Here is a 24513-nt window from a genome sequence, read left to right as displayed (position 1 = left end):
CACTCGACGAAGGGGAACTATCGTGCCAATGGGAATGTGTGCAGAGTATTTGCGACTATCAGAAAGCGACGTCGCTCACTTGCAGGATATTTCTGCCCCTGCTGCAACACGTGAAGGTGGCACGGCCGGACTTGTCGGTGCCGAAGCGAAGTCGATCATTCTGCGCCATTTCGAAAACATTGCCGACGACGATGCCCTCGATATTGACACTGATTGGGAATCCTTGCTCATGGCGCTGACTGGCAAGCCGCTAGACGGTCAGGCACTCGGCGATCCCTTGGGCGAAGCGATCTTGGGCGCGGATCGTGTGTGCCGTGATCCCCTGTCGTCAGTCATTGATGCTGATCGAGTGAAGGTCATCGCGGAGACACTGTCCACGATTGACATTGACACTCGCATTGAGGAGAACGGGACAGGTTCCGACAGTGCCGACACTGTTCGCACCCGCTTTGCCCAGCTTGCAAAGTTTTATGCCGACACTGCCCAGTCTGGCGATGCCATGCTGGTCACGATCGAATAGCCAAGAATTTACCCAACGCCTTATCGACGGTTGGTGCCACCGCACCAACCACAACACCAGTCAACACCGCTGCGATTGCTGTTCCCTCGCGCAAGCCCCGCACTTCACCGAAGAATACAAACGACATGATGAGCGCGATGGTCACCAGCGTGGTGTCATTGGCAATTTTGACCTTATGAAACGGCTTCTTTAGTAGCAGGGCGATCGTCGCAACGAGCCCTTCGCCGGGTACAAAAAGGAAGTTCGGTGCTACTTCAATGGCAATGCCGATACCAAGAATGACAAGCCCGAGGATGAGCTGGACAAACTGCTGCCAGTATTCGGTGAAATGAATATCGCCGAGAATCCACACCCACATATCAAGGGCGGCACTGAATACAAGCATTGCTGGCAACTGCCACCAACTTGATGCGGGGAAATTGCCACGCAGAAGAACGAGCTGCAGAAGAAAGAGCAGTGCGTTCAGGGCCAGAGTCCAGCCACCGAAACTCAGTCCACCGGCGAGCGTTGCTACCCACACTGGTGCTGAGATTGGCGTGGTCCCCAGCCCTGACATTGTTGCGGTGGTGATTCCGAGAGCCATAAAGACCAGGCCAATGGCCGAAAACACCATCTTCTTGAAGTTATTTACCGTCACTCACTCACGCCTTTCCTCCCTAGAGGATATACCTGGCCGTGAGCGGTAGTTGATACAGCTACTTTCCGCGGAACGTAGGTGTTCGCTTTTCGACGAACGCCGATACAGCCTCATGGTGATCAGCGGACTGAGCCAGTCGGGCCTGCGCTCCTGCTTCTGCTTCTGCAGCATCGGAGACTTGCTTGCCCATTTCGCGGCGCAGCAAAGCCTTGATCTCTCGGTAGGCCAGCGTCGGGCCGGAGGCGAGCTTTCGCGCCATGTCCTCGGCTGCTTCCACTGGGTTGTCGACGACGGTGGTAACCAGACCCAGTTCCTTGGCCTCGTCAGCAGTGAACTTCGGATCAAGCATGAGGATTTCGCGAGCCTTCGCATCCCCCACGATTCGAGCCAGAATCGCGGACATGCCACAATCCGGAGCCAAGCTAATGGATGGAAATGCTGCCTTGAATGATGCCTTCGGGCCGGCGATTCGGAAATCACAATGCAGCGCGAGGGACCAACCGGCCCCTGCTGTCGCCCCCTCGATCGCTGCCACGACTGGCGCATCGATGGCTACCAGGGCATCCACCATTGGGTTGTACTCGGTGACAACCTTGTCCATGCCGTTGCCGGTCTGAATATCCGTGATGTGTTCTTTCAAATCCTGACCAGCGCAGAAAGCCTTCGCGCTGCCCTTCAGTAGAACTGCTCGCACATCCGGTTCTGTTGCACGGACAAAAGCGTCGCGAAGTTCGGTTCGCAGCTCTTGATTAATAGAGTTAAAAGCGTCTGGGCGGTTCAAGATAATGGTCATGAGACCATCAGTAAAATCTGTAAGCACAGCGTTCATGCTCATGACAGTAATATTCGACGCTGGTGATCGTTGTGCTTTCACCGCAAATCAGTAATTAACTCCGAAGACTAGGACTTATGACTTCAGCTTCCTCACATGACTCTCCTGTTCACGGCTCTCCTGTTCACGGCTCTCCTGTTGGCCGAATCCGTCCTGCTGTCGAAGGTGACGTTCCCGAGATCGTCGACCTGATCACCGAGCTTGCGGTGTATGAAAAGGAACCAGACGCTGTGAAACTCACCTCGGAGCGTCTTCGTGAGCAACTCTTTGGCGAGAATCCTGCGATTTTCGCCTTCGTAGCCGATTCCAGCAGTGATGACCACCGCATCGATGGTTTCGCATTGTGGTTCCTGAACTACTCCACGTGGGAAGGCACCCACGGTATCTACCTGGAAGACTTGTACGTCCGCCCGTCGAGCCGCGGTTCTGGGTTGGGCAAGGCGCTTCTGCAGGAACTCGCCAAGACTGCCGTCGATCGTGGTTACTCCCGCGTCGAATGGTGCGTATTGAAGTGGAACCAGCCTGCGATCGATTTCTATGACTCTCTCGGAGCTTTCCCTATGTCCGGGTGGGATACCTATCGGTTGACGGGCGATGCGCTAGCCAAGCAGGGGCTTCGTGGGTAGGACCTCGGCCGAAAAACACGCTGTGTAGCTCTACTTTTCCTCCCACTGTTCGCACTTATGCACATGCTTTAACCAGTGTTTTTCACGTGTGCACGCCGTTTTTCCAAAATGGGTCGATTGGCATCAATGCCTGGGTTTAGAGCTCAACCTCGACCTTTCCTACCGAATCATCACTGCCGAACCGTCACTGTAGGACAGATCTGGTGTACCTCGGCGATGACGTCGTCCCAGTTCACGTGTGGCCCCACCGAAGTAACATCACGAAACTCTGCTGTCGTGCCTTGCTCTCGCACCCGCTGAAGCACCCAGCTACCAGCGCCTTCAGCTCCGCCTTCTCCACCAACGACACCAATTCCCCGCTCGGCTAGTTCCTTCGCCAGGGATGGCAGAGATGCTCCGATGCGGTAGTCGTCGTAAAGCGTGGTACGAACTTCAAAGTCGCAGCCCGGCGCGTTGGTGGCCCATTCCTGCACAAGATCCACGCTCTGCCACACGACATCGGCAGCACTGCGGCGGCGATGTAGATCAGAACCAGTGTTATTCCCGGAAGAATCATTCGAATCGCACGCGGGACGACCAATCGCCACGTCATAGGCATCTCGGCCAGCCTTGATGTCTAAACCGACCCAATCCACGACACCCGCTCCCACAACAGAGCGCAGCCGTCCTGGGTACATGCCATTCGTATGCAGCCCGACTGCAAAACCGAGCTCCTTCACTTCGGCCATGGCGCTCTCCAAACCTCGATGTCGAGTCGGCTCTCCTCCAGAAAACACCACGCCATCAAGCAAATTCTCGCGAGACTTCAGAAACTCCATCACATCACTCCACGCCATCGCGCCACCCCGACGTACGTCCTGCAGCTGTGGATTGTGGCAATACGGACATCGCCATGAACACCCCTGTGTAAACACCGTGGCGACGAGCATCCCTGGCCAGTCGGCCGTCGAGAAGTGAACAAGACCGGCGATGGGAATAAGATCAGCGTTCCTCGATGGGACAACGTGTCTCGCCGACGAGACGTTTAGAGCCAACTCGACACCGTCCGATGCACTAAGACGCCTGCGCATGTGTGGACACACGCTCCGTAAAAGGTGTGCGCTCGTGGTACTCGCCAGTCTTACCGATATTGAAACTGGAAACCGGCCGGAAGTATCCCATCACGCGCGTCCAGACTTCAGCACGTTCCCCGCAGTGCGGGCATTGCCAGTGTTCGCCGGAGAGATAGCCGTGTGCTGGGCAGATTGAAAACGTTGGCGTGACGGTGAGATACGGCAGTCGATGAGTCTCCAATGCGCGACGTACCAGCTTCTTGCACGCCTGCCCGTCACTGACCGCTGAGCCCATGTACAGGTGCATGACCGTGCCGCCCGTGTATTTCGTCTGCAGTTCATCCTGAGCATCAAGCGCTTCGAACGGATCCTCTGTCATGTCAACCGGCAGCTGGGTTGAGTTAGTGTAATACGGGTTGTCGACCGTTCCTGCCTGCAGAATCTCTGGATACCGCTTCCGATCTTCCTTCGCGAACCGATAGGTAGCTCCCTCCGCTGGGGTCGCCTCTAGGTTGTATAGATGTCCCGTCTTTTCCTGAGCCTCTACGAGTTTCGCGCGCACATGATCAAGCACTGCGACCGCCATATCGTGCCCGTGCGGTGTGGCTAGATCGGCGGTGTCCGTCGTAAAGTTTCGTACCATTTCGTTGCCACCATTGACACCAATCGTGGAGAAATGATTGTCCAATGTCTCCAACCACCGCTGGGTGTACGGGTAAAGGCCAAGCTCCATGAACTTAGCGACGGCTTTGCGACGTCGTTCCAAAGTGTCAACGCCAATGTCCACGAGATGATCTAGTTCTGCAATGAGTCCGTCCCAGTCGCCCGCATGGAGGTAGCCAAGTCGGGCGAGGTTCACGGTAACGACACCAATCGAGCCAGTTTGCTCAGCTGAACCGAACAAGCCGTTCCCCCGCTTCTCCAGTTCGCGCAGGTCCAGTTGCAAGCGGCAGCACATGGAGCGGATTTGGCCGGGTTCGAGGTCCGAGTTCAAGAAATTCTGGAAGTACGGCAGGCCATACTTGGCGGTCATGTCGAAAATCGCGTCCGACAATTCGCTGTCCCAGTCGAAGTCATGCGTGATGTTGTAGGTCGGGATGGGGAAAGTGAAAACCCGCCCATCCGAGTCACCAGCAGTCATGACCGCTACGAAAGCCCGGTTGATAAGTGCCATTTCTTCGCTGAGCTCGCCATAGGTGAAGTCGCAGACTTCGTCGCCGATGAACGGCACGTCATTAGCAATATCAGCTGGGCAGGTGATGTCGAAGGTGAGGTTTGTAAACGGCGTTTGTGATCCCCACCTGCTGGATGCATTCAAAGAGAAGACCATTTCCTGCAGGCATTGATACACCTGCTCGTAGGTCATCGAATCGAGTCGCACGAACGGTGCCATGTACGTGTCGAAGGAGCTGAACGCTTGTGCTCCCGCCCATTCATTCTGGAGCGTGCCCAGGAAGTTTACGATCTGCCCACATGCCGACGACATATGCCTAGGTGGCGCCGAACTCACTGTATTGGGAACGTCGCCGAAGCCTTGCTCGAGTAGTTGCCGAAGCGACCATCCAGCGCAGTAGCCACCGAGTACGTCGAGGTCATGAATATGAATGGCACCGGTGCGATGAGCTTGGGCGGCAGCGTCGGAAAATACTGTTCCGAGCCAGTAATTTGCAATGACTTTTCCGGCAACATTAAGCACTAGGCCACCGTAGGAAAAGTCTTGATTAGCGTTTGCGTTGACGCGCCAATCGCTCTTCTGCAAATACTCGTCAACGCTTCCGATGGAATCCACAAAACCCGTCATATTGACTGACGCTAGCCCTGAAATGACAAGTTTGTAAGTCAACCAGTAGATGACATAGACACAACTTATGGAATCTGAAAACAAGCTGAGCACAAGATGTAGTGCCGAGAGGCTCGGATGGTCCGCACGATCTGGCCGGCGACTACTACATATTGACCATCGCTAGTTCGCTTTTGCAGCGAACCTAAGGACTCATCCTTACCTCTAAAGGGGCTACACAGTAGCGAGCATTGAGACATACGAAAACCCGCTACAGCACGCACAAAGCGCACCGTAGCGGGTGAGAAAACTAGCTACTCTAGCCAGAGAAATGGCTTACAGAATCGTCCAGTCCTCAAGGCCTTCGTACAGTGGGAAGTCAGCTGCGATCTTAGCCACGCGAGCACGCAGCGCCTCAATGTCAGCATTCTTACCAGCAGCCAAAGCGGTACCGATGATGTCGGCAACCTCTTCGAATGCCTTCTCATCCAAACCACGGGTAGCTAGCGCTGGCGTACCAATACGCAGGCCCGAGGTCACCATTGGTGGGCGTGGGTCGAACGGAACAGCGTTACGGTTGACAGTGATGCCAACCTCGTGCAGCAGGTCCTCCGCTTCCTGACCATTCATGTCAGAGTTGCGCAGGTCAGCCAAAACCAGGTGCACGTCGGTGCCACCGGTCAGGACATCGACGCCTGCATCCTTGCAATCCTGTGCAGTCAGACGCTCGGCCAGCAGACGTGCGCCGGTCAGAGTGCGCTCCTGGCGCTCCTTGAACTGTTCGGTTCCTGCGATCTTCAGAGCAACAGCCTTCGCCGCAATTGCGTGCATCAGCGGACCACCCTGCTGTCCTGGGAAAACAGCAGAGTTCAGCTTCTTCGCGTAGTCCTGCTTAGACAGGATCATGCCGGAACGTGGACCACCCAAAGTCTTGTGGACGGTGGTGGACACAACGTCGGAGTAAGGAACTGGGCTTGGGTGCAGACCAGCGGCAACCAGACCAGCGAAGTGTGCCATGTCAGTCCACAGCTTTGCGCCAACCTCGTCCGCAATAGAACGGAACGCTTCAAAGTCGAGGTGACGAGGGTATGCAGACCAGCCAGCGATCAACACATCTGGCTTCTCTGCCAGAGCTTGCTCGCGAACCTTGTCCATGTCGATGCGCATGGTCTCTGGATCAACACCATATGCAGCAACGTGGTACAGCTTGCCAGAGAAATTTAGCTTCATGCCGTGAGTCAGGTGACCACCATGTGCCAAGTCGAGGCCCATGATCTTGTCACCAGCGTTGATCAGTGCATGCAGAACTGCAGCATTTGCCTGCGCACCGGCGTGTGGCTGAACGTTTGCGAACTCTGCGCCGAACAGTTCCTTAGCGCGGTCACGTGCCAGGTCTTCAACAACGTCTACGTTTTCACAGCCACCGTAGTAACGACGTCCTGGGTAGCCTTCTGCGTACTTGTTCGTCAGTACAGAACCCTGTGCCTGCAGGACAGCGCGTGGCACAAAGTTCTCACTAGCAATCATTTCGAGGGTGTCGCGCTGGCGTGCCAGCTCTCCAGCCATTGCCGTAGCGACATCCGGGTCCAGCTCGGATAGCGACTGGTAACGGACATCCTCATTTGGGGTACCGGTCATGAGTAGGCCATAAACCTTTCAGAGAAGCGTCGATTTCACTCCCCATGCTAGCCTCCCGCCCCGGCCAGAGCTAAAACACGATCCAGCCAAGGGCACCGGCACCCAGCACAACTGCCCACGCAGGCACCTTGAATTGCGTCAGCGCCACAAGTGCTAAACACGTGACGACGAACGTCCCCGGGCTCACCACACCGTGAGTCCACACTGGGTCGTAGAACGCAGCTCCCAAGATTCCCACTACTGCTGCGTTCGCTCCCGCTACCATTCCACGAGCGGACGACAATGCCGCCACCTTTGACCACAACGGCAATACTGCGAGCAATAACAGCAACGAGGGAAGAAAGATGGCCAGGGTGGCGATAAGACCTCCGAGGGCTCCGTTCGTCGACACGCCTAGGTATGAAGCGAAAGTAAATAGCGGACCCGGCACTGCCTGAGCGAGGCCATAGCCTGCGAGGAAGTGGTCCGCGTCGAGGTGTTCAGGCACCAGACCAGATTGGAGCAGTGGCAACACCACATGGCCACCGCCGAAGACGAGCGCACCGGCGCGTAAGTAGGTATCCCAACCAGCTGCGATACCGTTCCATGTCCCTGCCCACCAGGTCATGGCGCCCAACAAACCTACGACGAAGACGGTAGCTGCTAGCGCCTGTGCCCACCGTGGCAACGAGTACGGAATTGTTCGGACACTGCTTTCGTCTACGATGCCCTTCTCGTTGCCCTCTTCACTACGATCACTACGATCACTACGATCACCGCGAATCGTTAGCCAGCCAACCAAGCCACCTACGACGATTGCAGCAATCTGCGCCCACACTCCCATTCCAGCTGGCGCAAGCAAGACGACGGCCAACGCGAGAAGTGCGATCGCGGTGGTGACGCGCGTCGTCGTCAAGTTCTTCGCCATGCCCCACAAGGCGATGGCGACAACTGCCACGGCAGCAGCCTTGAGACCAGCAATCGGAGCAGTGAGGTCAATGCTCGAACCTGCGGTCGCAATTGCCCACGCAGCCACTCCTAAGGCGATTGCCGACGGCGCAGTGAACGCAACGAACGCAGCAAGCATGCCAGGCAACCCGGCGCGACGCCACCCCAATGCCATGCCTACCTGAGACGATGCGGGGCCTGGCAAAAACTGACAGAGCGCAACAGTGTCTGCGTATTCCGCATCGGTGAGCCACTTGCGCTTGACGACGAACTCTTCACGGAAATACCCCAAATGGGCGACGGGTCCGCCGAAAGAGGTCAATCCGAGGATGAGAAACGCCTTAAACACTTCGATCATGATTGCTGATCCTATGGTCGATCTATCGAGTTCGCTGTGCAACCGTGGCAGCCGCATGTGCCCTGTAAAACAGACCCGTGAGAACGCGATGGAAGTCACATTGGCACAATGGAGTTATGACGCGCGCCCAAGCTCCAAGCCCGTACATCGAATTCGACAGGCAGCAATGGCGCACGCTTCGTCAATCCATGCCCCAGGTGTTGACCGCTGATGAAGCCGTGCGCCTGTCCGGCATTGGCGAGAACATCGACCTTGATGAAGTAGCCGAAGTCTACCTGCCGTTGTCCCGTTTGATTCACCTGCGGGTTCAGGCTCATCGCGAGTTAAACAAGACAACGTCAACGTTCTTGGGCGAGCAGTACCAGGGAGTGCCGTTCATCATTGGTGTCGCTGGTTCGGTGGCTGTGGGCAAGTCCACCACTGCGCGTCTATTGCAGGTACTGCTCGAGCGGTGGGATACCAATCCACGGGTGGACCTCGTCACTACTGATGGCTTTCTTTATCCATCAGCGGAGCTCAATCGACGCGGGATCATGCACCGCAAGGGTTTCCCCGAATCCTATGATCAGCGTGCGCTGATGCGTTTTGTCGCGTCGGTAAAGTCAGGGGCTCGCAACGTGAAGGCGCCGGTGTATTCACACACTCTCTATGACCGGGTGCCCGATCAATACGAGATTGTCGATCAACCAGACATTCTCATTATCGAAGGTCTGAATGTTTTGCAGACCGGCCCGATGCTGATGATTTCCGATCTCTTCGACTTCTCCGTCTACGTCGATGCCAGCCGTGCTGACATTGAGCGCTGGTACATCGAACGCTTCCTGCGCCTGCGCCACACCGCGTTCCGTGCTCCGGGTGCGCACTTCTCCAACTACGCAGGACTTGACGACGACTCCGCTGCCAAGGAAGCACGTCGCATCTGGCAGCAAGTCAACTTGCCAAACCTTATGGAGAATATTCTGCCGACTCGCGTTCGTGCATCGCTGGTAATGACAAAGTCTGCGGACCACACCGTCAGCAAAGTTCGAATGCGCAAGCTGTAGCGCATCAACTGAGGATTACTGGTTTGTGCTCAACCATTCAACGATGGCATCCAACTCGGCCTCGTTATACAGGTTGTTATCTGAACCGTACGACTCGATCATTGCCTGCTCGTTTAGCGACGGCTCTGCCTTCTTCTTCAACATCGAGATCATCATCTTCATGACATTCCGGTCGATGAACGACAACTCCGAGTAGTTCAACCTACCTGGCACATAGAACGTCGTGATCTCCGCTGGGATACCCTCCAACTGCTCGCTCAAAATATCCTGCTCACGAGCTTCTTCCACCAAAGTCATACCCACGGAAACTGCTGCTACCCGGCGGCCGTCGAGAAGTGACTTCTTTGCGCGGTCCTTGATGAACTTCACACCCGCATACTTACTGGCGTAGCAGGGCGACAAAACAATCAGTGGCCTAGCGGGATCGGCAAATGCGGAATCGTCAATACTCTTGCACTCCTCCGCCGTGCCACCAACTCGAGCCGCAAGGGCTTCTGCGTAGCGACGGGTAGTGCCGTACTTTGATTCGAAAGCGATGATGGGGGTTGCCGTTGCCACGTCGATACCTCTTCTTGCTCACCCCAGGATCTTCGCGCAGTAGTTTCGAGCGCGTCCTAGGTTGCTGGCTAGCGCTACCTCTATTGTGCCTGCTTACTTGCCAAATCGCCTGTTACGTTGAGAAAAATCACGCAACGCACGCATGAAGTCAATACGCCGGAATTCTGGCCAATAGGTATCAGTGAACCAGATCTCCGAATACGCCGACTGCCACAGCAAGAACCCACTGAGCCGCTGCTCGCCTGACGTTCGGATCACCAAATCCGGATCCGGCTGGCCAGAGGTGTACAAATGCTTTTCGACGGAGTCCATCGTCACCAGCTCCGCCAGTTTTTCTGCCGGAATGCCCTCGTCGACACCGTTGCTGACAATCGTCTGCACCGCATCGATAATTTCCTGACGTCCGCCGTAGCCCACCGCAATATTGACCATGACGCCGGTGTTGCTTTTCGTCAATTCTTCGTCGTGACGCAAGCGCTGCGCCATCTCCTCTGGAAGCAACTCCAAGTGCCCCACCATGCGCAGCCGAACATTCTTGGTGGATTCGGCGAGCTCATCCACAACATCTCCGATGATGTCGAAGAGCAACGTCAGCTCGTCTGGCTCACGGTTCAAATTCTCCGTGGACAACAAGTAAATGGTGACCAAGTCAATGTCTTGCTCCGCGCACCAGCCCACAAACTCCGCGATCTTGCGCGCCCCCACGCGATGCCCATGAGAGACATCCGTGAATCCCGCTTCCCTTGCCCATCGACGATTGCCATCCGCCATGACCGCAACATGCTGAGGGCGTGGCTTGCCGACGAGCTCGCGAGCTAGCCGATGCTCATAAATCGGGTACGCGAGCCGTCGGAGTCGTGACAATTCAATGGGCTTCACACTAACAACTTTAGCTGTTGGACGATCAGGGCTGTTGATCCACGGGCCTTTATCCGCGTCGCAGGAGCGTCTTACCCACGTCGGGTACGAACCGCTTCGGCGAGTTCATGGAGCAGGTCCTCAGTAACATCCCAGCCCATGCAGGCGTCAGTGACGGACTGTCCGTACATCAATCCTTCGTGGCCGTTGGTAATTTTCTGAGCGCCCGCAACCAAGAAGGACTCCATCATCAAGCCGGTGATGGACTTGTCACCTCGCGCGATAATCGATGCCAACTCGCTAACAACTTCTGCCTGTCGGATCTCCGACTTTCCGGAATTTGCGTGCGACGCATCGACCATGATGCTGTGTGGACGTCCTGCCTTATCCAAACGCTGGCGCGCATCCGCGACTGAGTCAGCATCCCAGTTCGGGCCGTTGGTGCCACCACGCAGAATGATGTGGCAATTCTGATTGCCAGCGGTTTCTACGACAGCTGCACCGCCGTCGTCATTCATGCCAAAGAAGAAGTGCGGGTTCGCTGCAGACACCAAAGAGTCCACTGCGACCTGGACATTGCCGTCCGTGCCGTTCTTGAAGCCGATTGGCATGGACATGCCCGATGCCAACTGGCGGTGTACCTGTGATTCCGTGGTCCGAGCACCAATCGCTCCCCACGACACTGCATCTGCGATGTACTGCGGGCTGTTTGGTTCAAGGAACTCTGCACCAACAGGCAATCCCACATTGAGGATGTCGATGAGCAGCTTCCGCGCCATCGTCAAGCCCTTGGTGATGTGGTACGAGCTATCCAAATCAGGGTCGTTAATCAGACCCTTCCAGCCGACCGTGGTGCGTGGCTTTTCAAAGTAGACGCGCATAACAATCAGCAAGTCATCCGACAGTGAGTCGGACAGCTTCTTCAGTCGACGTGCGTAGTCCAGCGCAGCCTCTGGATCGTGCACAGAGCATGGTCCCACGACGACCAGTAGGCGGTCATCTTCCCGAGCAATAACGTCAGCGATCTTGCGACGGGACTCCTCGACCATCGCTTCTAACTCATCATTCATTGGCACGTCGCTCAGCAGGGAGCCAGGCGACGGCAGATCGTGGAATGCAACTACCCGACGATTTGATGTCGAGGCTGGGCTTTCGAGGGAAGTTGGGGGCGTCATGGAGATCCTCTTTCAAAGTTGGTGTGTGAAGTGCAATTCAGGTTGTGTGTCTGACTTCCACCTGAGCTTGGATGCCGCCCCGGCAAAGCCACCGGATACGACAAAAGGCAGCTGCCCTGGTGGGGGCTGCTGCCTTGGCTCCGGTGTGCGAAATGGATCGATTACATCACGAGGTCACTACCGGAGCCCCGTGAAAATAAAATCGCCAGTTACGCATGGCCGCGATTCTAAACTATGGGCTACTGATCCCGCAATTCGGGATGGGCTGCCATGGCTTTGTCGATCGCAGCGACATCAAACGGATCCATACCGTGTTCTTCTGCAAAGGCACGGCGAGCACGCATGCGCTTCAATCGGCGCGTGAGATCCCAGCCGATCAACAGAATAATGACCAGCAACAACACAATAATGAGCAGGCCGATCGGTGATGCCTTGCCAAAGTCCGCACCCCTCGGCCCAACAGGATTCTGTGCCAGGAAGCTGACGACATCAACATTCAGGGGCAAATTCCCTGCCAGCATGTTTGTTGCCTTCCATCTCAATGACTAACTACATTGCAAGCTTAGCCTGTTTGCCGAATCGAACCATCATCAGTCCGGCCTCGCTGCAACCGTCGGTCGCTGTCTACTTTTCGACGCAGCCAGCAAACAAATCGTCCTCAGGAAGCTCAACCTGCACGCGGGTTCGAGCAAGCTCAAACTCTTCGGTTGGCCAAATCTGACGCTGAATATCGGTAGGGACCGCGAAGAATGGCCCATTGGGATCGATCTGGGTTGCGTGCGCCCGCAGTGCGTCGTCACGTGCGTCGAAGAAGTCTGCGCATGGCACCTGCGTGGTGACACGTTCCATAATGTCGCCCTTTTCGCGAACCCATCGCTTCAGCGCTTCTTCCAGTGGCGATGACAGGCCTCGGCTGAGGTAGTAGTCATTCATCATCAGCAACCGGCGACGAACAAAACCGTGGGTGTAGTACATCTTCTGAATTTCCCACGGCTCACCAAGCTCCGGGTATTTGTCAGATGCAGCATCGGTCCAGGCGCGCAGCGAAATGATGTGCGTCATGATGTGATCCGGGTGCGGATAGCCACCATTCTCGTCATACGTAATGAGCACGTGTGGTCGGAATTTGCGAATCGCCTTGATCAGTGGCTTGGTCGCAACTTCGACATTCTCACGAGCGAAGCACCCGTCCGGAAGTACCGGCTTCGGTGAACCTTCGGGAAGGCCCGAGTCGACAAAACCCAACCACTGATGCTGTACCCCCAAAATGCGTGCTGCTTCAGCCATTTCTGCGACCCGCACTTCCGAGAGGTTGTTCACTACCTCTGGGCGATCCATGGCCGGGTTCAGAATGCTTCCAGCTTCACCACCTGTACACGTCACAACCATGACGTCATGACCCTCCGACGCATACCGAGCCATCGTCGCAGCTCCCTTGCTGGACTCATCGTCCGGGTGCGCGTGTACTGCCATGAGTCGAAATGCCATGACGCCTCCTGTCGAAACTGCCACTATTACTGTTGATCCGTACACATCTTACGACTTCACACCCCATTCGCCCCAGGCCACCCAAAACGCCACGTCTGTTCACCTGTTGGCACTTTCCTGCTTCCCGACGCGTTCAGATAGGCTGGGTGACATGTCAGAGGTATCCGCTCGCCCGCAGTCTCGTTATGCAGCCAAGTCCCGTACTCCCTCAGGGAAGCTTATCGTTATTGGCATCATTGGCTTGCTGCTCATCAGTGGCGCATACATCTTCGTTCAGATGAACCGAGTCAGCACCTCGTCGGAGGTCACAGCATCGGCCGCTGGTTGGGCTCGCGAAGAGGGCCGAGAGGATGACGTGTTCATCTTTACCCTCGATGTCACTCGTGAAGATCCGGCGAAGGATTCCTACTGCATTATTTATGCACTCGACTACAACCATGCTGAGGTTGGCCGTCGTAACGTAGTTGTTCCTGGCAGCAAGGAAAAAACTGTTCGGATGGACGTACCTATCGAAACGCGTGCGAAGGCAGTCGCCGGAAATGTGTACGGCTGCTCGACTAATTTCCCAGAGTTCTTGGATACTGACGCGAAATAAAACGCCCTATGCCGGGGCGGTTAACTGTTTCCAACATCACGGTGCTATCCTGTCTGCGTTAACGGCTCCACTGGGGCCGATTTTTCGTAAATACTGTGCAGTGCACTAGTCCGACCGTGAGTTGGCCCTGCATGACAGTTCCCCTAGGAGGCACAATGACGGAGTCCACCAACCCGTGGCTCACCGAAGAGTCGTACAGCAAGTTGAAGGCTGAGCTGGACGCTCTCTACGAGAACCGCCCAATCATCGCGGCTGAGATCAATGAGCGTCGCGAAGAGGGAGACCTCAAGGAGAACGCAGGCTACGACGCCGCTCGTGAGCAGCAGGGCCAGGAAGAAGCTCGTATTCGCTACCTCGAGGATCTCTTGCAGCGTGCAACCGTTGGTGAGACCCCACAGGAATCTGGCATCGCGTTGGTCGGCACCGTTGTCCACGTTTACTACGACGGCGACGAGGACGATAAGGAAACCTTCCTCATCGGTACCCGTGGTGCAGACAACTCGAATCCAAACTTGGAAACCTACTCCACGGATTCCCCATTGGGTAAGGCCATCATCGGCGCTAAGGAAGGCGAAACGCGTTCGTACGTTTCCCCATCGGGAGACGAGGTTTCCGTCACCCTGATTAAGGCTGAGCCTTACAACCCAGCTATGGACGACTAGTCCGCAAGCTTCAGCACAAAAGCACCCACCGCTTCCCTTAGGGAATTGGTGGGTGCTTTTGTATTTCTGGAGGTCTAACAGTAGGCACGCATCAGCGAACCAAGTTGCCACGCTTGGTAGGCAGGCTAGGTGGCCGGGCTAGTGCCCGGCTCACGCTGGACTAGTGTCCGGATGCCAACACCCGGATGATGCCATAACTAAACTTCGCAGCCTTGAAGATCTGATTTGGGATCGACTGACGACGTCGCAAAGTACCTTGAGTTGGCAGTGGCGCGCGAGAAATACGGTCCCGCACCTCGATTGAAGGTGCATCAGTAGGTTGGAATGCGTTCGACATGAGATGAACTCCTCTCTTTATCGGATGGTGCGGTTTACTCAGGGATCAGGAACCAGAATGGGCGGCTGCGTGCCTTCCAAATGAACATGAAGTGCAGCATCAGCTTGATCCAGTGACCGGACAGACCAACGTCACCAGTGGTGAACTTGGATCGACCAGTTTCTGGGTACAGCTCGTAGTTTGGCACCACTGGGTGCATCAACATCGATGCTGCGGAACCAGCCTTCAAACCAACACCGGTCGAAGCCACACATGCTGCACCCATGCGAGTCAGCGAAGCACGGTGTGGTTCTGCTGTCTCCGGATTCTTGATGCGATCGATAATCGTCTCTGCAACAATGCGGCCCATGGTGCCTGATGGCATGCCGGTGCGTGGTGGAGCTGGCGCAATTGGAACACCATTTGGCGACGCATTCGGAATGGAAATTGGGTGTGGTGGCGCGAAGGCGATACCCACTGCCCAAATGTTGTCGTATGCCGGATTTTGGTAAGTCTCTGGCCAGTCGGCAGCGACCCAATCGTCTGGATTGGTCTTGCCATAGGTGGCATCGACCTTCATCATGCCGTTCGGCGCAAACAGCTTCTCTCCGATGTCTTCGCCCTTCGGGCCAACACCCTTCAGTGGAACACCGGAAAATGGAGGCAACAGCATGGCGAAGTCAAAGTCCAACTCGTGGCCGGAGCCGTCAAGAGTCTCGTAATGAATTTTGCCTTCTTCGATCTTGGTGGCACAGGCACCAACAACCGCATGAACTCCTCGTTCACGGAAGATGGATTCAGTCCACAGGCGAGAATCGGTGAGGTAACCATTGTCCTTGAACTGCATCCCACCGACGCCGAAGTCGCCCAACGTCACCTCATTAGTGAAGTAGATCAATTCAGCCTTGTCGCGTACACCGTTCTTACGCAGCATGTCATCGACATTGAACGCGTACTCAAAGGCTGCACCTTCACAGGTGCACGTGCCGTGACCCATACCGACGACGAGAGTCTTCTTCTCCCCCGTCGCCTTCAGCTCGCGAATGATCTTCTGCAGTTCTTCAGCAGCTTCGACCGCATGGTCCTTGGTACAGACAGACAGAGAGTAGCCGTCCGGCCCAAGACCAGGGGTCTTTTCGAAGTTCAACTGCGGACCAGTGGCATTGATGAGGTAGTCATAGTCAATCTGGTCAACCTGACCTTCCTTGCCCTTCTCAGTGCGCTCGAATACGACGTACGGCTTCGTACCCTCGCCATCACCTTCAGGGTGGATTTCGGTTGCCTTTGCCTGATGGAATACTGCACCCATCTTCCGATACACAGGCGGAAGATCGAAGACAACCTTCTTACCTGGCATAGCCCCGGTGCCGACCCAAATATTCGATGGAATCCAATTCCACTGCTTATTGGGCGAAATGACAACAATTTCAACGGGGGAACCCTTGAACTCACGGGTGAGATACTGGGCGGCTGTATGGCCGCTCACGCCCGCTCCAAGAATGACAACTCTCTTTGCATCTAGCGCAGCCATGTGTGGCTCCTTTCTCAAACCCCGGCTCATACCCTCCGGGGCATACGCACACAATCCAGCGTAAGCCCCTAACTCCACATCTTCAATGTGAATTAACAATTGGCACACTTTCAGCCAATCACCTGGGCAAACACTGTTACCCATACACCCTTTCAGGGTGGTGAACTACTGGCCATAAGTACTGATAGACACGAAAAAACCCGGAAGGCGTAAGCCCTCCGGGTTTAGATCTGCTCCTGCACTCGAGCCGTCACCAATACCGACGTATCAGCTCAGCACAGCATCGCCTCGAGTGCACACACTCCAACTAGTCCCTGAAGTAGGACAGCAGGCGCAGGATTTCGATGTACAGCCAGACCAACGTAACGGCGAGACCCAGCGCTACGCCCCATGCATAGTTTGCAGGAGCGCCAGCGCGAACCAGCTTGTCAGCCTGATCAAAGTCAAGCAAGAAGCTAAACGCAGCCAGACCAATGCAGACCAGGGAGAAGATAATGGAAATCATGCCGCCGTCACGCAGTGGCGAACCAATGCCGAAGACAGACAGAAGCAAGTTGCCCAGGGCAAGTACCAGCACGCCGACCAACGCTGCAGTCATGAATCGCTGGAACTTCGGGGTGACCTTTACAGCACCCGACTTGTAGACCCACAGCATGCCGATAAACACACCGATAGTGGCGATAACCGCCTGCATAATCAAGCCAACACCATTGGCACCAGCTACCTCGAAGCCGGCAAACATGAAGCTAATGCCACCGACAAACAGGCCTTCGAACGCTGCGTACAGCAACGTAATAACTGGCGATCCGTACTTCTTACCGAAGGTCGAGATCAAAACAGTAACCAGACCACCGATAGCGCCGACAATGGCCAGCAGCATAGACATCTGGGTGCTGACAAACGCAGCAATACCAAAGTTCACAACCGCGAACGCCACGATAACGCCGAGCGTGATTCCGGTCTTCGACACAACATCATCCACCGTCATCGGACGGTAGTTCTGCTGCTGTGCGGCATATGGATCAACACCGTAACCCTGCTGGGAGTACTGGTTCTGACCGTACTGGTGCATCCCGGCCTGGCCGCGCGCAACGGTCTTCGTCAACGAACTGAATGCGGGATTGCTACTCTGTCGCACGTTGTCCTTCCTTTCGGCCACTGCTAACAGCGACCACTTTTGTTTTGGCTTTCACGGGGTTCAACGGGCGAGCTGCCCCGATTGTTCCCAGAACTTAGATTCTTCTTAAAACCGTAGTTCGCGCAACTGGACACGCCACATCACATGCCTTGTTCCCCGCTGCTACTTGGCGATACGATGAATACACAGCGGATTTTCCGCCTCAACCCATTTCTCATCTTTATTTCTCTGAATTTCCCGCAACTACTTGTACTTATTTCGAAGTAGATAGTGTTTTGCAGAATTCGCTTTACGACGAGTCGTCGTAAAGCACAATGAGACGTGCCGAAGTATGGCGCGAGATAGATGAAGGACTGATGGTCATGGCTGACGACTACGATGCTGACACCACTGGCGATTTCGACGAAACCACGCTTGATGGCGCAGAGGGCCTGGATGGCGATGTCATTTCCTCAGATGGCGAAAACTACGTGATGGATCCGCCGGATGAGTGGCGAGGTGCTGATCCGCACGATTCGCTGGATAAGCGCTTGGCGGAGGAAAAGCCGGACACGAATCCGGACGATGATCCGGATTATGACCCAGAAGGTCGTTACGGCGATGTCGATGGACACGAGCCTTTCGAATTCGAACGTGATCCACTGGATCCGGACTACAACCGTCGCTTGGGTTGGTCGGCGAACTAGCTACACAAAATTCGCCGGCTAAATATATATGTTTTGCCACGAAAGCGGGCGTGGTTGCGTATCATCACCGCCATGAACGCAACTACCGATGTCCACACAGAAGTTGAAGCTGACGCGACCACGGGCATCCCGGAGACCGTGTTTCGCAATCCTCTGACTCCGGATGTTGTCGAGCGTCTGCTTGCCCGGGCAACTGTCGCAGACAAGTCCACTACTCGGGAAATTCGCGCACCCTTTACCGGCGATCTCCTCGCTGAGATTCCGGTTGGCACCGACGCTGATGTTGACGTGGCTTTTGAGAAGGCACGCGCAGCGCAGCAGGTTTGGCTGAACAGGTCGGCGCGGGAACGTCGTGAAGTGTTGCACCGCTTCCACGACCTCCTGTTCACCCATGAAAAGCAGATGCTGGATCTGCTGCAGGCCGAGACGGGAAAGAACCGCGCTAGTGCTCATGAAGAGCTGATTCACACCGCGATTACCGCCCGTTACTACGGCAATACCGCGGAGAAGGCACTCCGGCCCCGGAAGGCTCACGGCGCACTTCCGGTACTGAGCCAGACCACGGTGTACCACCACCCCAAGGGCGTTGTTGGTGTCATTGCACCGTGGAATTACCCGCTGACTTTGGCTGTTTCGGATGCTCTCGCAGCGCTGATGGCAGGCAACGCAGTCGTGTTGAAGCCCGACTCGACCACCCCGTTCACCGCGCTGTTTGCTGTCGATCTGCTGTACCGCGCTGGTCTTCCCGACGACCTTTTCCAGGTCATCCCCGGCCCTGGCTCCGTGGTTGGTCAGGGCATCGTCGCTAAGGCTGACTACGTGATGTTCACCGGCTCCTCCGAGACTGGCCGCTCGTTGGCTGCTCAGTGTGGCGAGCGTTTGATCGACTTTTCTGCGGAACTCGGTGGCAAGAACCCGCTGATCGTGGCAGAAGACGCGAACATCGACAAGGCTGTCGAGGGCGCGCGCATTGCATGCTTTACCAACTCTGGCCACCTGTGCGTGTCCATCGAGCGCATCTACGTCGCCGACAGTGTCTGGGAAGAATTCGTTCCAGCTTTTGCAGACCGCGTCAAGGCCATGAGTCTCGGCCCTGGCAACGACTGGGAAGTCGAAATGGGTTGTCTGCAGTCCCAGGGGCAGTTCGACATCGTCGCGAAAATGGTAGACGAAGCGGTTTCCGCCGGTGCCACTGTCCTCGCGGGTGGTCGCGCACGCCCGGATCTTGGACCTCTCTTCTACGAACCGACCGTGCTTTGCGACGTCCCCGAGGGGACACCACTCCTCAACGAAGAGGTTTTCGGCCCGGTAGTGGTCCTTTATAAGGTTCGAAATGCCGAGGAAGGCATCGCCGCAGCTAACGATTCGCGCTACGGCTTGAACGCTTCGCTGTGGACGTCACCTTCACGGGCCCGCGACCTGGCTCCGCTCATCGAAGCTGGTTCAGTCAACGTAAACGATGGTTTTGCTGCCAGCTTCGCCTCCGTCGATGCTCCAATGGGTGGGTTTAAGGATTCGGGAGTGGGCCGTCGTCAAGCTGAGGGCGGTTTGTTGAAGTACACGAACCCACAAACGGTGACCGTGCAGCGGGTGACGCCGATTGCGATGCCGAGCATGTCGCGCGAAACCTACTCAAAGGTGTTTAACACTGCGTTGCAGTTGGGCAAGAAGTTCAACGTGTTGCCGTAGTGCTTGGGCGCGGTGCGTGGGTCAGGCTAGCGGTTGAGCTTGGCGGTGGTTAGGCGTAACGCTGGTCAGCCGTAACGCTGCTCAGTCGCGACCGCCTATAACCGCCCACGGCCACCATTGTGCGCCTGAAATTTCCAACCGGCTCGGTAGCTCCTGTGCAGCCCTGACCATTTGTACAAAAGCCCAGGTCGGCACATTTTTGGACGGGCTGCACAGGAGCTACCGAGCCGATTTGATACGCCAGACGGCACTATTAGGTCGTTTTCGTGACCGCTCTCCTGGACACTTTGTGGACACTTTTCGGACACTTTGACCAGAAAACGTAAGACCAGGCCGGAGCTCATCTGCTCTGACCTGGTCTTTTGTGCCCCCACTGGGATTCGAACCCAGACTTGATGGATTTTAAGTCCACTGCCTCTGCCGATTGGGCTATAGGGGCTTCTGCTGAAGCGATTCGCACTACAGCTTTTCTAAACTTAACCTATTCCCCTGGCTCCGAAGAAACCGGGGCATGGTCACGGTAAAGCAACCATGCGCGCGATGAACCTCGCTGCCTAGTGAGGCATGTGCTTGTCAACCAGACCAGCAACAATGCCGTCCAAGATATCCTTTTCGCTGATATGGAACGTCAACGCTGTTGAATCATCTGCCCGACTGTTCGCATTGGCACTCTCCGTGAACATGTCAATCAACCCATCGACGATGGTAACGCCACCAGCAAAAACATCCGCACGCCCAGGATGCATCACTGGATTCGATGCCAACGACTGCGCATCCGTCTGCAACACCGACGAGTTCAACGCCCGCAGCGCGGCGAAATGCAAGGTCGACAAGTGGATTGCCGTCGGATCGTACGTTTCCAGGCCCTGTGCCAATGCTGACAACGTCGTAAAGGTCCCCGCACAACCAACAATGGTGCGTGCAGCTGCCACTGGCACCTGTTCCGACACCTCACGCAGCTGCTTTGCGACGTACTCCCGTGCAGCCGACACCTGCTCCTCCGTAGGAGGTGAGTCGTGCAAGAAACGTTCGGTCAGGCGTACGCTGCCCATCGGTACCGACGCAGCGCCGGCAACTTCGCCATCGTGGTTTCCGATAATGACCTCGGTGGATCCACCTCCGACGTCAATCACACAGTACGGTTCGAGTTCCGGGTCTAGATCATCGACTGCGCCACGGAAGCTAAGTGCAGCCTCCTCCGCACCCGAGATAACCTCGGTTTCGACGTTCCACTGCTGCAGCACCCGCCGGGTCATGCTGAAGAACGCTTCGCGATTAGACGCATCGCGGGTAGCAGAGGTTGCGACCATACGAACCGCTTCGACTTTTTCGCGCTCCATGAGTTCGGCGTACCGAGTCAGCGCAGCCTCAACGCGCTCAAGAGCAGCGTCACTAAGTCGGCCAGTTGCGTCGACGCCTTCGCCGAGGCGGACGATCTCCATGACGCGGTGTAGCTCGGTGATCTCCAAGAAGCCATCGGCATCCTGGATATCGCTGATGAGCAACCGAATTGAGTTAGTGCCACAATCGACAGCCGCGAACCTAGTCATTCGCACCTGCCTCGGCCTGGCCAGCTGCAGTATCAGCCTGGTCAGCAGCATCAGCAGCAGCATTTGCTTCTTCGTCAGAGGCGCGGTCAGTGACCTTCTCGGGATAGAAGGCAGCGTCGAGTCGGTTAATGCCAAGTTCCTCGCATGTTGGCCAATCCTGTGGGATTGCCGTGCCACGTAGATCGGTACCGTCCGTAGCCAGTGCCACGGCCTCCGTGCCTAGTCGGAACCGTTCTGGCCCCTCAGCCAATGCATACGCGATGAGTACATGCAAGCACTTCACGCGATCCGGCATGCCGCCACCTGAGAAATCAGTTCCCAAGTCTTCGATAGCGTTGCGCTCCGCCAGATAATGGTCGTGAGCAGCCTGGTAGTCCGCAGCCAGCGCAGCATCTTCTTTCAGTCGCGCCGACATCGTCTTCATGACACCTTCGACCTCGAGACGTGAAGCTTCAGCTGTCAGACGAGGATCCGTCAAGTAGTACAACGTTGGGAAAGGCGTGCCATCGTCTAGTCGGGGACGAGTCTTGACAACACCAGGTAATCCATCTGGGCAGCGGTAAGAAATCTCCATCACGCCTCGAGGTGCGCGCTTGAGCTGCCTAGCTACTGCCTCGATATCTGCAGCGTCAACGGTCATGTCGATTCCTTTCTTCACACCGGCGTTTACTGGGGTAACTTCCCCCGGCCATACCGGAACACAGGCGAAATCTTACTTAATAACCTGGAGGCTGCGCGCTATAGCCCGCACCCAGACGTCGTCGTGCTATTGCGCAACGGGCACCTAGTTGCCCTCTGCGCCTGTATCGCCTGCGTTGTCCCCAGCTCCATTGGCTGCATCTTCGGGGATGGCGGTTTCCTCTGGAACCGTCGGCAAGCGATCCGGCTTCGTAGCTTCTTCCCTACCTGGATTCACCGGCTCAGGCATTTCTGGCATGACCGAAATCGACTTCCACAGCAATTCGTACCAATTGCCGTTAGGAATCTCAACGTCTGGCTGAACCGTATCGATCGTGGTTTCGCCGATCTGCGGATCAATCAACCGGAATGGAGTTTCGCCCTCTTCTACCAAGCCAAGGCGAATACGCGCCTGCTCCTTGATATACGCCGGGTCCGAGTACTTTTCTTTATCCGCTTCCAGCTCAGCGACTCGGGCTTCCATACGCGCGATATTCTCGCGAGTTTCCGCCAGATCAGCGCGTTGTTGCGCATAGGTTCGCAACGGCATGGCCAGCGTCAACACCAAAAACACCAACAAAAGGCCCATGGTGAGAGTCTGTCCAGTGGTCAGCGACCCCATTCCTTGCGCCAACCGCGCTGCACCGCGTGACGACGACACCGCACCAGCATCACTGCCTGCAGTTCCGTTCCGGCGCGATCGAGCGCCTCGCCGTGCTGTATTTCCCATAGAGGCAACCATACCGCAGGAGCAGGCCACCCCGATGTCACACAGGGCCCACCAACCCCAAGAATTACATGAAAAAGACCGGCCTCCTGTTAAGGGAAACCGGCCTTCTTTACACAGCCACGTTCACTGTCATGGCGCAGCTGGAGTTTTCTTTTCGAGTTACTTCATACGTGGGAACGCGGAACGACCAGCGTAGACAGCCGCGGAGCCAAGGAGCTCCTCGATGCGCAGCAGCTGGTTGTACTTAGCCACGCGCTCGGAACGAGCAGGTGCACCAGTCTTGATCTGACCACAGTTCAGGCCAACAGCCAGGTCAGCGATGGTGACATCCTCGGTCTCACCGGAGCGGTGCGACATCATGGTCTTGTAGTTGGCGTTGTGTGCCATTGCTACAGCCTCGAAGGTCTCGGACAGAGTACCGATCTGGTTGACCTTAACCAGCAGTGCGTTAGCAGCCTTCTTCTCGATGCCCTCAGCCAGACGAGCTGGGTTGGTAACGAAGAAGTCGTCGCCCACGATCTGAGTCTTGTCACCGATCTGCTTGGTCAGCTCGACGTAGCCATCCCAGTCGTCTTCCTGCAGTGGATCCTCGATGGAAACGATGTTGTACGCATCGACCAGGTCAGCGTAGACAGCAGCCATTTCCTCAGCGGTGTGCTCGCCACCCTCGAAGTGGTACTTGCCATCCTTGAAGAACTCGGACGAAGCAACGTCCAGTGCCAGAGCAACTTCCTCGCCCAGCTTGTAGCCAGCAGCCTCGATTGCCTCGACGATCAGGTCAAGAGCAGCCTTGGTGGATTCAACAGAAGGTGCGAAACCACCCTCGTCGCCCAGGCCGGTGGACAGGCCCTTGTCCTTAATGACCTTCTTCAGTGCGTGGTAAACCTCAGCACCAATACGAAGTGCCTCGCGGAAAGTTTCTGCACCAACTGGAGCAATCATGAACTCCTGTACGTCCACGCCGGAGTCAGCGTGTGCGCCACCATTGAGGATGTTCATCATTGGTACTGGCAGAACGTGTGCGTTCGGGCCACCAACGTAGCGGAACAGTGGCAGACCAGCGGACTCTGCAGCTGCGTGAGCGACAGCCATGGAAACACCCAGCAGTGCGTTTGCACCCAGGCGAGACTTGTTCTCAGTGCCGTCCAGCTCAATCATGGTCTGGTCAATCAGGCGCTGGTCGTCTGCTTCCATGCCCAGGATGGCATCTTCGATTTCCTCGAGTACTGCAGCAACAGCCTTCTCGACGCCCTTACCCAAGTAACGCTCTCCACCATCGCGAAGCTCGTGTGCCTCGTGGACACCCGTCGATGCGCCGGATGGGACAGCAGCACGGCCCATAGAGCCGTCTTCAAGAAGGACCTCAACCTCTACGGTTGGGTTACCTCGGGAGTCCAGGATTTCACGTGCGTTCAACTCGATGATTGCAGCCATAGGTCACCTTTC

General features: G+C 56.1%; 25 protein-coding genes and 1 tRNA gene. 7 read left to right on the top strand and 19 right to left on the bottom strand.

The genetic code is table 11. From position 1 onward, the window contains the following. Positions 1–28 precede the first annotated feature (28 nt). Positions 29–520 (top strand): DUF1877 family protein, encoded by a 492-nt coding sequence (locus WG934_RS07345; protein ID WP_339989628.1) that lies wholly within the window; start codon positions 29–31, stop codon positions 518–520. Here WG934_RS07345 and WG934_RS07340 read toward each other — a convergent pair. Further along, a complete protein-coding gene (locus WG934_RS07340) occupies positions 507–1157 on the bottom strand; it encodes a YczE/YyaS/YitT family protein (RefSeq protein ID WP_339989481.1) in 651 nt (216 codons plus the stop codon). The genes WG934_RS07345 and WG934_RS07340 overlap by 14 nt on opposite strands. Positions 1158–1215: 58 nt before the next feature. Continuing rightward, entirely contained in the window at positions 1216–1992 is a 777-nt protein-coding gene (locus WG934_RS07335) for an enoyl-CoA hydratase/isomerase family protein (protein WP_339989479.1), read from the bottom strand. A gap of 74 nt (positions 1993–2066) precedes the next feature. On the opposite strand from WG934_RS07335, the gene WG934_RS07330 reads away from it, so the two are divergent. Beyond that, entirely contained in the window at positions 2067–2615 is a 549-nt protein-coding gene (locus WG934_RS07330) for a GNAT family N-acetyltransferase (protein ID WP_339989477.1), read from the top strand. A gap of 170 nt (positions 2616–2785) precedes the next feature. Here WG934_RS07330 and WG934_RS07325 read toward each other — a convergent pair whose 3' ends face one another. From WG934_RS07325 to chrA, 4 genes are all read right to left on the bottom strand, one after another. Further along, positions 2786–3685, bottom strand: a complete 900-nt coding sequence (locus WG934_RS07325; RefSeq protein ID WP_339989475.1) for an anaerobic ribonucleoside-triphosphate reductase activating protein — start codon at positions 3683–3685, stop codon at positions 2786–2788. Further along, complete coding sequence (locus tag WG934_RS07320; RefSeq protein WP_339989473.1) at positions 3669–5468, bottom strand: ribonucleoside triphosphate reductase; 1800 nt, start codon at positions 5466–5468, stop codon at positions 3669–3671. The genes WG934_RS07325 and WG934_RS07320 overlap by 17 nt, the downstream gene beginning before the upstream one ends. A 315-nt stretch (positions 5469–5783) precedes the next feature. Beyond that, on the bottom strand, positions 5784–7085 hold the full coding sequence (gene glyA / locus WG934_RS07315; protein WP_339989471.1) for a serine hydroxymethyltransferase: 1302 nt from the start codon (positions 7083–7085) through the stop codon (positions 5784–5786). A gap of 70 nt (positions 7086–7155) precedes the next feature. After that, positions 7156–8370, bottom strand: coding sequence for a chromate efflux transporter (gene chrA / locus WG934_RS07310; protein ID WP_339989470.1), 1215 nt, complete (start codon positions 8368–8370; stop codon positions 7156–7158). Between the two features lie 116 nt (positions 8371–8486). Here chrA and coaA point away from each other — a divergent pair, with 116 nt between their 5' ends. Continuing rightward, positions 8487–9413 carry a type I pantothenate kinase gene (gene coaA / locus WG934_RS07305; protein WP_339979349.1) on the top strand — a complete coding sequence of 309 codons (927 nt, stop codon included), beginning with the start codon at positions 8487–8489 and terminating at the stop codon, positions 9411–9413. 15 nt (positions 9414–9428) lie between these two features. On the opposite strand, the gene WG934_RS07300 is transcribed toward coaA, so the two are convergent. The 5 genes from WG934_RS07300 to mca all read right to left on the bottom strand — a co-directional run bounded on the left by WG934_RS07300 (position 9429) and on the right by mca (position 13492). Next, a complete protein-coding gene (locus WG934_RS07300) occupies positions 9429–9971 on the bottom strand; it encodes a flavodoxin domain-containing protein (RefSeq protein ID WP_339989467.1) in 543 nt (180 codons plus the stop codon). Positions 9972–10064: 93 nt separating this feature from the next. Further along, positions 10065–10850, bottom strand: a complete 786-nt coding sequence (locus WG934_RS07295; RefSeq protein ID WP_339989466.1) for an isoprenyl transferase — start codon at positions 10848–10850, stop codon at positions 10065–10067. Positions 10851–10921: 71 nt separating this feature from the next. Continuing rightward, positions 10922–12004 carry a 3-deoxy-7-phosphoheptulonate synthase gene (locus tag WG934_RS07290; protein WP_339989465.1) on the bottom strand — a complete coding sequence of 361 codons (1083 nt, stop codon included), beginning with the start codon at positions 12002–12004 and terminating at the stop codon, positions 10922–10924. A 239-nt stretch (positions 12005–12243) separates the two neighbouring features. Then, on the bottom strand, positions 12244–12525 hold the full coding sequence (locus WG934_RS07285) for a hypothetical protein (RefSeq protein ID WP_339989463.1): 282 nt from the start codon (positions 12523–12525) through the stop codon (positions 12244–12246). Positions 12526–12628: 103 nt separating this feature from the next. Then, positions 12629–13492: a mycothiol conjugate amidase Mca gene (gene mca / locus WG934_RS07280; protein WP_339989461.1), complete on the bottom strand. Its 864-nt coding sequence runs from the start codon at positions 13490–13492 to the stop codon at positions 12629–12631. A 151-nt stretch (positions 13493–13643) separates the two neighbouring features. On the opposite strand from mca, the gene WG934_RS07275 reads away from it, so the two are divergent. Further along, complete coding sequence (locus WG934_RS07275) at positions 13644–14087, top strand: DUF4307 domain-containing protein (protein ID WP_339989460.1); 444 nt, start codon at positions 13644–13646, stop codon at positions 14085–14087. Between the two features lie 155 nt (positions 14088–14242). Further along, entirely contained in the window at positions 14243–14749 is a 507-nt protein-coding gene (greA, locus tag WG934_RS07270) for a transcription elongation factor GreA (RefSeq protein WP_339979335.1), read from the top strand. A gap of 160 nt (positions 14750–14909) precedes the next feature. Here greA and WG934_RS07265 read toward each other — a convergent pair whose 3' ends face one another. From WG934_RS07265 to WG934_RS07255, 3 genes are all read right to left on the bottom strand, one after another. After that, positions 14910–15086 carry a hypothetical protein gene (locus WG934_RS07265; protein ID WP_339979332.1) on the bottom strand — a complete coding sequence of 59 codons (177 nt, stop codon included), beginning with the start codon at positions 15084–15086 and terminating at the stop codon, positions 14910–14912. Positions 15087–15120: 34 nt separating this feature from the next. Further along, positions 15121–16596 (bottom strand): NAD(P)/FAD-dependent oxidoreductase, encoded by a 1476-nt coding sequence (locus WG934_RS07260; protein ID WP_339989458.1) that lies wholly within the window; start codon positions 16594–16596, stop codon positions 15121–15123. A gap of 307 nt (positions 16597–16903) precedes the next feature. After that, positions 16904–17734 (bottom strand): Bax inhibitor-1/YccA family protein, encoded by an 831-nt coding sequence (locus tag WG934_RS07255; RefSeq protein ID WP_339979326.1) that lies wholly within the window; start codon positions 17732–17734, stop codon positions 16904–16906. A gap of 362 nt (positions 17735–18096) precedes the next feature. Here WG934_RS07255 and WG934_RS07250 point away from each other — a divergent pair, with 362 nt between their 5' ends. Continuing rightward, positions 18097–18420: a hypothetical protein gene (locus WG934_RS07250; protein ID WP_339979323.1), complete on the top strand. Its 324-nt coding sequence runs from the start codon at positions 18097–18099 to the stop codon at positions 18418–18420. Positions 18421–18492: 72 nt separating this feature from the next. After that, positions 18493–20109: a succinic semialdehyde dehydrogenase gene (locus tag WG934_RS07245; protein ID WP_339989455.1), complete on the top strand. Its 1617-nt coding sequence runs from the start codon at positions 18493–18495 to the stop codon at positions 20107–20109. Between the two features lie 365 nt (positions 20110–20474). Here WG934_RS07245 and WG934_RS07240 read toward each other — a convergent pair. The 5 genes from WG934_RS07240 to eno all read right to left on the bottom strand — a co-directional run bounded on the left by WG934_RS07240 (position 20475) and on the right by eno (position 24501). Beyond that, positions 20475–20548 (bottom strand) — tRNA-Leu (locus tag WG934_RS07240). Positions 20549–20663: 115 nt separating this feature from the next. Beyond that, positions 20664–21659, bottom strand: coding sequence for a Ppx/GppA phosphatase family protein (locus WG934_RS07235; RefSeq protein WP_339989452.1), 996 nt, complete (start codon positions 21657–21659; stop codon positions 20664–20666). Continuing rightward, entirely contained in the window at positions 21652–22299 is a 648-nt protein-coding gene (locus WG934_RS07230) for a DUF501 domain-containing protein (protein ID WP_445228218.1), read from the bottom strand. The genes WG934_RS07235 and WG934_RS07230 overlap by 8 nt, the downstream gene beginning before the upstream one ends. Positions 22300–22443: 144 nt before the next feature. Next, positions 22444–23067, bottom strand: coding sequence for an FtsB family cell division protein (locus WG934_RS07225; protein ID WP_339989448.1), 624 nt, complete (start codon positions 23065–23067; stop codon positions 22444–22446). Positions 23068–23226: 159 nt separating this feature from the next. Further along, the gene (gene eno / locus WG934_RS07220; protein WP_339979314.1) at positions 23227–24501 is read right to left on the bottom strand and encodes a phosphopyruvate hydratase; all 1275 of its coding nucleotides are present in this window, start codon (positions 24499–24501) and stop codon (positions 23227–23229) included. Positions 24502–24513 lie beyond the last annotated feature (12 nt).

The sequence above is a fragment of the Corynebacterium sp. H78 genome (assembly GCF_037572275.1).
GTDB lineage: Bacteria > Actinomycetota > Actinomycetes > Mycobacteriales > Mycobacteriaceae > Corynebacterium.
This window is presented reverse-complemented; position numbering and strand designations above follow the sequence as displayed.

What these genes read in the sequence shown, in the direction of transcription:
- WG934_RS07320 (WP_339989473.1), bottom strand. Translation starts at nt 5,468, where the DNA reads ATGACGGGTTTTGTGGATTCCATCGGAAGCGTTGACGAGTATTTGCAG.
- WG934_RS07265 (WP_339979332.1), bottom strand. Translation starts at nt 15,086, where the DNA reads ATGTCGAACGCATTCCAACCTACTGATGCACCTTCAATCGAGGTGCGG.
- chrA (WP_339989470.1), bottom strand. Translation starts at nt 8,370, where the DNA reads ATGATCGAAGTGTTTAAGGCGTTTCTCATCCTCGGATTGACCTCTTTC.
- WG934_RS07260 (WP_339989458.1), bottom strand. Translation starts at nt 16,596, where the DNA reads ATGGCTGCGCTAGATGCAAAGAGAGTTGTCATTCTTGGAGCGGGCGTG.
- WG934_RS07325 (WP_339989475.1), bottom strand. Translation starts at nt 3,685, where the DNA reads ATGCGCAGGCGTCTTAGTGCATCGGACGGTGTCGAGTTGGCTCTAAAC.
- WG934_RS07285 (WP_339989463.1), bottom strand. Translation starts at nt 12,525, where the DNA reads ATGCTGGCAGGGAATTTGCCCCTGAATGTTGATGTCGTCAGCTTCCTG.
- WG934_RS07230 (WP_445228218.1), bottom strand. Translation starts at nt 22,299, where the DNA reads ATGACCGTTGACGCTGCAGATATCGAGGCAGTAGCTAGGCAGCTCAAG.
- WG934_RS07290 (WP_339989465.1), bottom strand. Translation starts at nt 12,004, where the DNA reads ATGACGCCCCCAACTTCCCTCGAAAGCCCAGCCTCGACATCAAATCGT.
- WG934_RS07250 (WP_339979323.1), top strand. Translation starts at nt 18,097, where the DNA reads ATGGCTGACGACTACGATGCTGACACCACTGGCGATTTCGACGAAACC.
- WG934_RS07275 (WP_339989460.1), top strand. Translation starts at nt 13,644, where the DNA reads ATGTCAGAGGTATCCGCTCGCCCGCAGTCTCGTTATGCAGCCAAGTCC.
- WG934_RS07345 (WP_339989628.1), top strand. Translation starts at nt 29, where the DNA reads ATGGGAATGTGTGCAGAGTATTTGCGACTATCAGAAAGCGACGTCGCT.
- WG934_RS07235 (WP_339989452.1), bottom strand. Translation starts at nt 21,659, where the DNA reads ATGACTAGGTTCGCGGCTGTCGATTGTGGCACTAACTCAATTCGGTTG.
- greA (WP_339979335.1), top strand. Translation starts at nt 14,243, where the DNA reads ATGACGGAGTCCACCAACCCGTGGCTCACCGAAGAGTCGTACAGCAAG.
- WG934_RS07245 (WP_339989455.1), top strand. Translation starts at nt 18,493, where the DNA reads ATGAACGCAACTACCGATGTCCACACAGAAGTTGAAGCTGACGCGACC.
- WG934_RS07330 (WP_339989477.1), top strand. Translation starts at nt 2,067, where the DNA reads ATGACTTCAGCTTCCTCACATGACTCTCCTGTTCACGGCTCTCCTGTT.
- coaA (WP_339979349.1), top strand. Translation starts at nt 8,487, where the DNA reads ATGACGCGCGCCCAAGCTCCAAGCCCGTACATCGAATTCGACAGGCAG.
- mca (WP_339989461.1), bottom strand. Translation starts at nt 13,492, where the DNA reads ATGGCATTTCGACTCATGGCAGTACACGCGCACCCGGACGATGAGTCC.
- eno (WP_339979314.1), bottom strand. Translation starts at nt 24,501, where the DNA reads ATGGCTGCAATCATCGAGTTGAACGCACGTGAAATCCTGGACTCCCGA.
- WG934_RS07225 (WP_339989448.1), bottom strand. Translation starts at nt 23,067, where the DNA reads ATGGGAAATACAGCACGGCGAGGCGCTCGATCGCGCCGGAACGGAACT.
- WG934_RS07335 (WP_339989479.1), bottom strand. Translation starts at nt 1,992, where the DNA reads ATGAGCATGAACGCTGTGCTTACAGATTTTACTGATGGTCTCATGACC.
- glyA (WP_339989471.1), bottom strand. Translation starts at nt 7,085, where the DNA reads ATGACCGGTACCCCAAATGAGGATGTCCGTTACCAGTCGCTATCCGAG.